This window comes from Pseudomonas sp. P7779 (genome assembly GCF_013386315.1).
Taxonomy (GTDB): Bacteria; Pseudomonadota; Gammaproteobacteria; order Pseudomonadales; family Pseudomonadaceae; genus Aquipseudomonas.
The window spans coordinates 1-8,919 of the sequence record NZ_JACARZ010000126.1 but is presented as its reverse complement, the minus strand read 5'-3'; the positions used below and the strand labels follow the sequence as shown (position 1 = coordinate 8,919).

Genomic DNA, 8,919 nt, shown 5'->3' with positions numbered 1-8,919 from the left:
TTGCTGTGGCGAGGGAGCTTGCTCCCGCTGGGCTGCGCAGCGGCCCCAAAATCTTGGGAGCGCTTCGCACTCCAGCGGGAGCAAGCTCCCTCGCCACAGCAAGCTCCCTCGCCACAGCAAGCCCTCTTGCCACAGCAAGCTCCCTCGCCACAGGACAGCGATGAGCCTCTATCAACTTCGACCAATAGTGCGTTGACAAGTGTAGGAAACCCTAAGGATACTTCGGATCAGTCATACGACAACCTACAACAATAACGGGATCACCATGACCACCACAACCGCCCCTACCCCGTTCAACCGCTTGCTGCTCACCGGTGCCGCCGGTGGCCTGGGCAAAGTCTTGCGCGAACGCCTGCGTCCTTACGCCAAGGTACTGCGCCTGTCGGATATCGCCGACATGGCCCCGGCCGCTGACGACAGCGAAGAAGTATTGCCTTGCGATCTTTCCGACAAACAAGCCGTGCACCAACTGGTGGAAGGCGTCGATGCGATCCTGCATTTCGGCGGCGTATCGGTGGAACGCTCGTTCGAGGAAGTGCTGGGCGCGAACATCTGCGGGATCTTCCACATCTATGAAGCGGCGCGCCGCCATGGGGTCAAGCGCGTCATCTTCGCCAGCTCCAACCACGTGATCGGCTTCTACAAGCAGGACGAAGCCCTCGACGCCCACTCCCCGCGCCGCCCCGACAGTTACTACGGGCTGTCCAAATCCTACGGCGAGGACATGGCCAGTTTCTACTTCGATCGCTATGGCATCGAGACCGTCAGCATCCGCATCGGCTCCTCGTTCCCGGAACCCCAGAACCGCCGGATGATGCACACCTGGCTGAGCTTCGACGACCTCACCCAACTGCTCGAACGCTCGCTGTACACACCGAATGTCGGGCATACCGTGGTCTACGGCATGTCGGATAACCTCGATGTGTGGTGGGACAACCGCTTCGCCGCGCACCTGGGCTTCACCCCGCGGGACTCTTCCGAAGTATTCCGCAAACAGGTGGAAGCCCAGCCGATGCCCGCTGCCGACGACCCGGCGCGGGTGTACCAGGGGGGCGCGTTTTGCGCCGCCGGCCCGTTCGGTGACTGACCACAGACCAACCCAAGGGAATGAGTGGCCATGCAAGCAGAACTGATTGTCGACGCCCGCAACGCCGTGGGTGAATGCCCGGTGTGGGTACCCGGGGAAAACGCCCTGTACTGGGTGGATATTCCCACAGGCGAACTGCAACGCTGGAACGCCACCAGCGGCCAGGCGCAGGCCTGGAAAGCTCCGCAGATGCTCGCCTGCATCGCCCGCACCTCGGCGGGCGATTGGGTTGCGGGCATGCAAACCGGGTTTTTCCGGCTGACGCCCCACGACGATGGCAGGCTCGACACTGCGCCCCTGGCCAGCGTCGAGCACGCCCGCCCGGACATGCGCCTGAACGATGGCCGCTGTGATCGCCAGGGCCGGTTCTGGGCCGGCAGCATGGTGCTGAACATGGCCGAGAATGCAGCCGACGGTGCACTGTACCGCTACGAAACAGGCCGGGCGGTTCACACCACACTCAACGGTTTCATCACCCCCAACGGCCTGGCCTTCAGCCCGGACGGGCGCACGATGTACCTCTCGGATTCGCACCCGTTGGTCCAGCAGGTCTGGGCCTTCGACTACGACATCGACAGCGGCACGCCGTCCAATCGGCGGCTGTTTGTGGATATGCACCAGTTCCTCGGCCGCCCCGACGGAGCCGCCGTGGATGCCGAAGGTTGCTACTGGATCTGCGCCAACGATGCCGGGCTGGTCCACCGCTTTACCCCCGACGGCCGTCTCGACCGCTCACTGGCCGTGCCGGTGAAAAAACCCACCATGTGCGCCTTCGGTGGCAACCGCCTGGACACCCTGTTCGTCACCTCGATCCGCGACGACCACAGTGCCCAGTCGCTGGCCGGCGGTGTGTTTGCCCTCAACCCCGGGGTCACCGGATTGCCGGAGCCCACCTTCATCCTCTAGCTGCATCGCTGTGCCTTGAATAAAACAATAACAAGACTGGAGAGACACCCCATGGACTTCAAACGCACTTTGCTCCTCGCCGCACTCCCCTTTACCTTCGTCTTCGCCGGTGCCGCCCACGCGCTGGAAATCAAATTCGCCGACATCCACCCCGCCGGCTACCCCACCGTCGTCGCCGAAGAACAGCTGGGTAAAACCCTGGTGGCCGAAAGCAACGGCGGCCTGACCTTCAAGATGTTTCCCGGCGGCGTGCTGGGCTCGGAAAAGGAAGTGGTGGAACAGGCCCAGGTCGGCGCGATCCAGATGGCCCGGGTCAGCCTCGGCATCGTCGGCCCGGTGGTGCCGGACGTGAACGTGTTCAACATGCCGTTCGTGTTCCGCGACCAGGTGCATATGCGCAAGGTCATCGACGGCGAGATCGGCGATGAAATCCTCGCCAAGATCACCGACTCCGAATTCAACCTGGTGGCGCTCGCCTGGATGGACGGCGGCACGCGCAACCTCTACACCAAGAAACCGGTGCGCAAGATCGAAGACCTCAAGGGCATGAAGATCCGCGTGCAGGGCAACCCGATCTTCATCGAAACCATCAACGCCATGGGCGGCAACGGCATTGCCATGGACACCGGCGAGATCTTCAGCGCCCTGCAGACCGGCGTGATTGACGGCGCGGAAAACAACCCGCCCACCCTGCTGGAACACAACCACTACCAGAACGCCAAGTTCTACAGCCTGACCGGCCACCTGATTCTGCCCGAGCCCATCGTGATGTCGAAAATCACCTGGAACAAGCTCACCCCCGAGCAACAGGTGCTGGTGAAGAACACCGCCAAAGCCGCGCAGATCCAGGAGCGCGAGCTGTGGGACGCCAAGTCTGCCAGCAGTGAAGCCAAGCTCAAGGCCGCCGGTGTGGAGTTCATCGACATCGACAAAAAACCGTTCTATGAGGCCACCGCTTCGATTCGCGACAAGTACGGCGCGCCCTACGCCGACCTGATCAAGCGCATCGAAGCCGTCGAGTAACCCTTTTTCCTCTCATAGATAAGGCCCGGCGCGGTCGGCATCGACGCGCCCGGTTACGGTGAACGCCATGAAGAATTTACTGCTGCGCATCAACGACCGCATTTACATGAGCTGCATCTGGATCGCCGGCCTCGCCGTTCTCGGCGTCGCGCTGATCATTCCCTGGGGCATCTTCGCCCGCTACGTGCTCGGCACCGGCTCCAGCTGGCCGGAGCCCACCGCCATCCTGCTGATGCTGGTGTTCACCTTTGTCGGCGCCGCCGCCAGCTACCGCGCCGGGGCGCACATGTCGGTGGCCATGGTCACCGACCGCCTGCCGCCCGGCCAACGCCGAATCGTCGGCATCGTCTCGCAATTGCTGATGGCAACCATCTGCCTGTTCATGACGATTTGGGGCAGCAAATTGTGCCTGTCGACCTGGAACCAGTTCATGAGCGCCATGCCGACCTTGCGGGTGGGCATCACCTATATGCCGATCCCGATCGGTGGCTTGCTGACCCTGGTTTTTGTGCTGGAAAAACTCCTGCTGGGTGACCAGAGCAACCGTCGGGTCGTGCGCTTCGACCTGGTTGAAGAAAGTGAAGGGGCTGCCTGAATGGACGCATTGATTCTGTTGGGCAGCTTTATCGCCCTGATCCTGATTGGCATGCCGGTGGCCTACGCCCTGGGGCTTTCTGCGCTGATCGGCGCGTGGTGGATCGACATTCCGTTCCAGGCCCTGATGATTCAGGTGGCCGGCGGGGTGAACAAGTTTTCGCTGATGGCGATTCCGTTCTTCGTGCTGGCCGGGGCGATCATGGCCGAGGGCGGCATGTCCCGGCGCCTGGTGGCGTTTGCCGGGGTGCTGGTGGGCTTTGTGCGCGGCGGCCTGTCCCTGGTGAACATCATGGCCTCGACGTTTTTTGGCGCGATCTCCGGCTCGTCGGTGGCCGATACGGCGTCTGTCGGTTCGGTGCTGATTCCGGAAATGGAACGCCAGGGCTATCCCCGTGAATTCGCCACCGCCGTCACCGTGAGCGGCTCGGTACAAGCCTTGCTGACGCCTCCGAGCCACAACTCGGTGCTCTACTCCCTGGCGGCGGGCGGCACCGTGTCCATCGCCTCGCTGTTCATGGCCGGCGTGGTCCCGGGCCTGCTGATGAGCGCCTGCCTGATGGTGCTGTGCCTGATCTTCGCGAAAAAGCGCAACTACCCCAAAGGCGAAGTGATCCCACTGAAACAGGCACTGAAAATCTGCGCCGACGCATTGTGGGGCCTGATGGCCATGGTGATCATTCTTGGCGGGATTCTGTCGGGCATCTTCACCGCCACCGAGTCGGCGGCGATTGCGGTGTTGTGGGCGTTCTTCGTGACCATGTTCATCTACCGCGACTACAAATGGAGCGAGCTGCCCAAGCTGATGCACCGCACGGTGCGCACGATCTCCATCGTCATGATACTGATCGCGTTCGCCGCCAGCTTCGGCTACATCATGACCCTGATGCAGATCCCGGCGAAGATCACCACGATGTTCCTGACCCTGTCGGACAACCGCTACGTGATCCTGATGTGCATCAACGCCATGCTGCTGTTGCTGGGTACGGTGATGGACATGGCGCCGCTGATTTTGATCCTCACGCCGATTTTGCTGCCGGTGATCCTGGGGATTGGCGTCGACCCGGTGCACTTCGGCATGATCATGCTGGTGAACCTGGGGATCGGCCTGATCACCCCGCCGGTGGGTGCGGTGTTGTTTGTGGGGGCGGCGGTGGGCAAAGTCAGCATCGAGAAGACCGTGAAGGCGTTGCTGCCGTTTTATGGCGTGCTGTTTTTGGTGCTGATAGCCGTGACCTACATTCCGGCGTTGTCGTTGTGGTTGCCGGGGTTGGTGTTATAAGCCCCACACTGCGTGTAGCGAGGGAGCTATTGTGGAGAGGGAGCTGCTGTGGCAAGGGAGCTTTCTGTGGCGAGGGAGCTTGCTCCCGCTGGAGTGCGAAGCGCTCCCGCTTTTTTGGGGCCGCTCCGCAGCCCATCGGGAGCAAGCTCCCTCGCCACACAAGCATTCATCATTCAATAGGTCTGCTGACACTCATGATGCTTGAACTCGAAGACAACCTGACCCACCTGACGCTGGCGCCAGCGTTGGGCGGGAGTATCGTCAACTGGACAGTACGCAGCAGCGGCCAGCCCTTGCTACGCCACACCGATCAACAGTCGCTGGCCAGCGGCCTGCCGGGGAAGCTTGCGTGCTTCCCGCTGGCGCCCTGGTCGAACCGGGTTGCCGAAGGTGGCTTTGATAACCCATCAGGGTGGTTGGGACTTGAGCCCAACAGCCCGCTGGACCCGCTGCCAATTCATGGCAGTGCCTGGCAACAGGTGTGGCAGGTGGTCAGCCAGACGTCAGACGAAGTGGTGTTGCAACTGGACAGCAGCACACCCTTTGCGTATCGCGCCGAGCAGCGAGTTCAGTTGAAGGGCGGCAAGTTGAGCATCACCTTGCGCGTCACGCACCTGGCGGAAACGGCGACGTGGCATGGGCTGGGATTGCATCCGTATCTACCCCGCAGGCCGGGCACGCAATTGCAGGCAAAGGCTTCGCAGGTATGGATGAGTGATGCGGCGAAATTGCCGACAGGCCTGGCTGCCGTGCCCGCCGAGTGGGATTTTCAACACCCAGAATCGTTGCCCGAGACACTGGTGGACAACGGTTTTTGCCAGTGGGACGGGCGCTGCGTCATCCAGCAGCCAGACCTGGGTTACACCCTGGAATGCCAGGCCACCGGCAGCGACTATTACCTGCTGTATTGCCCGCCGGGGCTGGATTTTTTCTGCTTCGAGCCGGTGAGTCATCCGGTGAATGCCCATCACCTGCCGGGTAGGCCGGGGTTGAAGCTGTTGGAACAAGGCCAGTCGGCAGAACTCAGTTTCAGCCTGCAATACAAAACCCTCTAACAACACAAAGCCCGCTCCCACATTTTTGATCTCCATTGTGTCTTAGGGAGGGGTGTTTTTCAGGCGCCCCGCCGTGTCGATACTCACCACCACCGATAACCCCGGTCGCAGCCGTTCACTCTGCTCCTGCCCCGGATCCACGGTAATCCGCACCGGCACCCGCTGGGCGATCTTGACGAAGTTGCCGGTAGCATTGTCCGCCTGCAACAGGCTGAACTCCGACCCGGTCGCCGGGGAAATGCGCTGCACCGTGCCGTGAAACTTGCGGTGGTCCAGGGCATCCACGGTAAAGGTCACCGGCTGGCCAACCTGCACGTTGTCCATCTGGGTTTCTTTCATGTTGGCGATCACCCACAGCTGGTTCGGCACCAGCGCCATCAACTGCGCGCCGCTGTTGACGTAGGCCCCGAGGCGCACGCCAATTTGGCCCAGTTGCCCGTCACGCGGGGCGATGATCCGGGTGTTCGACAGGTCGATACGCGCCAGCTCCACTGCCGCATCGGCACTGGCCACCGCCGCCTCCAGCGAACCGCGATTGACGATCACTGTCTGCAAATCCTGCCGGGCGATTTCCAGGTTGGCCTGGGCCTGGGCCACGGCCGCGATGGTTTGCGCATTGGCGGCGCGGGTCACGTCCAGCTCGCGTTTGGACACCGACCCATCGCTGATCAACTCCTCATTGCGGCGCAAATCCGCGGTGCTTTTGCGGGCCTGGGCCTGGCTGTCCATCAAGGCCGCCTGACGCAGCTTGATGGTCGCCTCGGCGCTGTTGCGTTGCTGCACCACATTGGCCAGGGACGCCTGCTGCACCGCCAGTTGCGCCTGGGCCTGATCAAGGCGCTGCTTGTAGATACGGTCATCGAGGCGCACCAGCAAATCCCCGGCCTTGACGTACTGGAAGTCCGTCACCGGCACTTCATACACGTAGCCGCTGAGCTGCGGCCCGATGATCGTCACCTGGCCGCGCACCAGGGCGTTTTCGGTGGTTTCCACGGCGCTGCTGAAGGGCGGCAACTGCCAGGCGTAGAGCACGATCAGCACGCCGATAATCGCAATCGCGGCAAAGCCCATGGAAGAGATGATGCGCACCCGCAAGGAGCGCGGTTCGGTGGCCGGCATGCTCGGCGGCGCGGTGCCTTCCGGCGTGGAAGCGATGGCGTTGGTGGTGGTCGTGGTCGGTTCGGTCATGAAGAAAGTGCGCCGCTGGGTTGAACGGGAGGCGCTGCACTGGCGGCAGCTTTAGTGGTACTCATCAGCCAGAGGCTGCGGATAAAGATCCAGATCATGGTGAGTATGGCGATGATCGCGATCAGCATGAACACATCGTTGTAGGCCATCACATTCGCCTCGCGGGTGGCGGCCGTGGCCAGGCTGCGAATGCCCATGAGGTTGCGCAGCTCGGGGTCGGCGATCACCCCGCCATAGGCCGAGCCGCCGCTGGCCACCCGTGCGGCCACACGCGGGTCGAGCAGGGTCAGGTGTTCGACGATCATGCTGGAATGGAATTTCTCCCGCACGATCTGGAACGTACCGAGCAATGCCGCACCGATGAGGCCGCCGAGGTTCTGGCAGATCCCGAACAGCACCGAGAAACTCACCAGGTTCCTGGGGTTGGTCAGTACGTTCTTCGTGCCCAGGACCATGGTCGGCCCGAGGAAGAACGTGCCGCCAAAGCCTAGCAGGAACTGGCTGATGTACATGTTTTGCGGACGCGTGAGGTTGCTGGAGAAACTGTCCATCACCGAGCCCACGGCCATGAAGGCCAGGGAGATGATCAGCGGCATCAGCAAATGCGCGGGGTTGATGGTCAGCGCGCTCACGGCCAGGCCGGCAATCGCCCCCGCCAGCATCACCCAATACAGCGTGCGCATCTGCTCGTTGCTCATGTTCAGCATCTGCATGAAGCCCACGGCGCCGGTGGACTGCTCCGAGAGCACCATGCGAATCAGCACCACCGCCAACGCCAGGCGAATCATCGCCCCGCTGCCCAGCCAACGGGTCATCAGCAACGGGTTGGAGCGGTTATGCTCGATGGCCAGGCCGGCCATGATCAGCACCAGCGAGCAGGCCGAGGCGATACCGATCCACGGCGCTTCCAGCCACCAGTCGATACGGCCCAGGGACAGCACCGCGCAGAGCAAGGCGACGCCGGTGGCGAGGATGGCGAAGGTCAGGAAGTCGAGTTTTTCGAAGGTCTTGAAGCGGTCGCCCGGGGGCAACTTGAGCAGGAATACGCAGCCCAGGCAGGTCAGCGCCATGCCCAGTTCGAACAGGTACAGGCCGCGCCATTCGGCGATTTGCAGCAGGTCTTCGGAGAACAGTCGGGCCAGGGGCAACGCCAATTGCGCGGTGCCCAGGCCGAGCACCAGGGCTTTCATCCGCCACTTTGCGGGAAAGGCCTGGATCATGTAGTAAAGGCCCAGGGAACTGAGGGCGGCGCCGACCATGCCGTGGGCTGCGCGTACGGCGATGGCCGAGCTGAGGTCGTTGACGAACAGGTGGCCGAAGGTGACCAGGGCGTAGAGCACCAGGAACACTTCGGTGAACGCACGCAGGCCGAATTGCTGACGGAATTTTACCAGCAGCAGGTTCATGGAGACGTTGGTCATGACGTAGGCGGCGGGGAGCCAGGCCATCTCGGCCGTCGTGGCCCCCAGGGCGCCCTGGAGGTACACAAGGTTGGCGATCACCAGCGAGTTGCCGAGGCCACCGGTGATTGCCACCAGTACGCCAACGAGGGCGTAGGCCCAGCGCTTGCGGGTGGAATGCAGCGGCGTCGACGGCGAGCCCGGCAGGCTCGGGCGCTCGTGGGGCTGCCAGGTGTGGGGGGTGTATTTGTCCATTCGGTGGCCTTGATGACCGGCGTTTGGGGCCGGTGGAACGGTTACTCAGGGAGTAGTAAACCTGAGTGGAGTTCAACTTGCCATCTTGGGAGGGATTTGGGCGGTTGGGGTGCATATCCGTTGCTGCGG

8 protein-coding genes are annotated in these 8,919 nt (G+C 62.5%); 6 read left to right on the top strand and 2 right to left on the bottom strand.

The genetic code is table 11. The features are described 5' to 3' along the window. The first annotated feature begins 265 nt into the window (after positions 1 to 265). The 6 genes from HX869_RS28740 (at position 266) to HX869_RS28715 (ending at position 5,947) form a co-directional block, all read left to right on the top strand. Complete coding sequence (locus tag HX869_RS28740) at positions 266 to 1,087, top strand: NAD(P)-dependent oxidoreductase (RefSeq protein ID WP_003207819.1); 822 nt, start codon at positions 266 to 268, stop codon at positions 1,085 to 1,087. Positions 1,088 to 1,117: 30 nt separating this feature from the next. After that, complete coding sequence (locus HX869_RS28735; RefSeq protein ID WP_178904027.1) at positions 1,118 to 1,993, top strand: SMP-30/gluconolactonase/LRE family protein; 876 nt, start codon at positions 1,118 to 1,120, stop codon at positions 1,991 to 1,993. 51 nt (positions 1,994 to 2,044) lie between these two features. Beyond that, positions 2,045 to 3,016 carry a TRAP transporter substrate-binding protein gene (locus HX869_RS28730; RefSeq protein ID WP_003207815.1) on the top strand — a complete coding sequence of 324 codons (972 nt, stop codon included), beginning with the start codon at positions 2,045 to 2,047 and terminating at the stop codon, positions 3,014 to 3,016. 67 nt (positions 3,017 to 3,083) lie between these two features. Beyond that, positions 3,084 to 3,611 carry a TRAP transporter small permease gene (locus HX869_RS28725; RefSeq protein ID WP_003207813.1) on the top strand — a complete coding sequence of 176 codons (528 nt, stop codon included), beginning with the start codon at positions 3,084 to 3,086 and terminating at the stop codon, positions 3,609 to 3,611. Next, positions 3,612 to 4,892 carry a TRAP transporter large permease gene (locus tag HX869_RS28720; protein WP_178904026.1) on the top strand — a complete coding sequence of 427 codons (1,281 nt, stop codon included), beginning with the start codon at positions 3,612 to 3,614 and terminating at the stop codon, positions 4,890 to 4,892. A 194-nt stretch (positions 4,893 to 5,086) separates the two neighbouring features. Beyond that, a complete protein-coding gene (locus HX869_RS28715; RefSeq protein WP_134327686.1) occupies positions 5,087 to 5,947 on the top strand; it encodes an aldose 1-epimerase in 861 nt (286 codons plus the stop codon). Between the two features lie 42 nt (positions 5,948 to 5,989). On the opposite strand, the gene HX869_RS28710 is transcribed toward HX869_RS28715, so the two are convergent. Both HX869_RS28710 and HX869_RS28705 read right to left on the bottom strand, forming a co-directional pair. Next, positions 5,990 to 7,135 carry an HlyD family secretion protein gene (locus tag HX869_RS28710; protein WP_003207807.1) on the bottom strand — a complete coding sequence of 382 codons (1,146 nt, stop codon included), beginning with the start codon at positions 7,133 to 7,135 and terminating at the stop codon, positions 5,990 to 5,992. Continuing rightward, positions 7,132 to 8,790: an MFS transporter gene (locus HX869_RS28705; RefSeq protein ID WP_003207803.1), complete on the bottom strand. Its 1,659-nt coding sequence runs from the start codon at positions 8,788 to 8,790 to the stop codon at positions 7,132 to 7,134. The genes HX869_RS28710 and HX869_RS28705 overlap by 4 nt, the downstream gene beginning before the upstream one ends. Between the last annotated feature and the right edge of the window lie 129 nt (positions 8,791 to 8,919).

Coding starts and splice junctions, on each gene's coding strand:
- HX869_RS28730 (WP_003207815.1), top strand. CDS start 2,045: ATGGACTTCAAACGCACTTTGCTCCTCGCCGCACTCCCCTTTACCTTC.
- HX869_RS28720 (WP_178904026.1), top strand. CDS start 3,612: ATGGACGCATTGATTCTGTTGGGCAGCTTTATCGCCCTGATCCTGATT.
- HX869_RS28740 (WP_003207819.1), top strand. CDS start 266: ATGACCACCACAACCGCCCCTACCCCGTTCAACCGCTTGCTGCTCACC.
- HX869_RS28735 (WP_178904027.1), top strand. CDS start 1,118: ATGCAAGCAGAACTGATTGTCGACGCCCGCAACGCCGTGGGTGAATGC.
- HX869_RS28705 (WP_003207803.1), bottom strand. CDS start 8,790: ATGGACAAATACACCCCCCACACCTGGCAGCCCCACGAGCGCCCGAGC.
- HX869_RS28725 (WP_003207813.1), top strand. CDS start 3,084: ATGAAGAATTTACTGCTGCGCATCAACGACCGCATTTACATGAGCTGC.
- HX869_RS28715 (WP_134327686.1), top strand. CDS start 5,087: ATGATGCTTGAACTCGAAGACAACCTGACCCACCTGACGCTGGCGCCA.
- HX869_RS28710 (WP_003207807.1), bottom strand. CDS start 7,135: ATGACCGAACCGACCACGACCACCACCAACGCCATCGCTTCCACGCCG.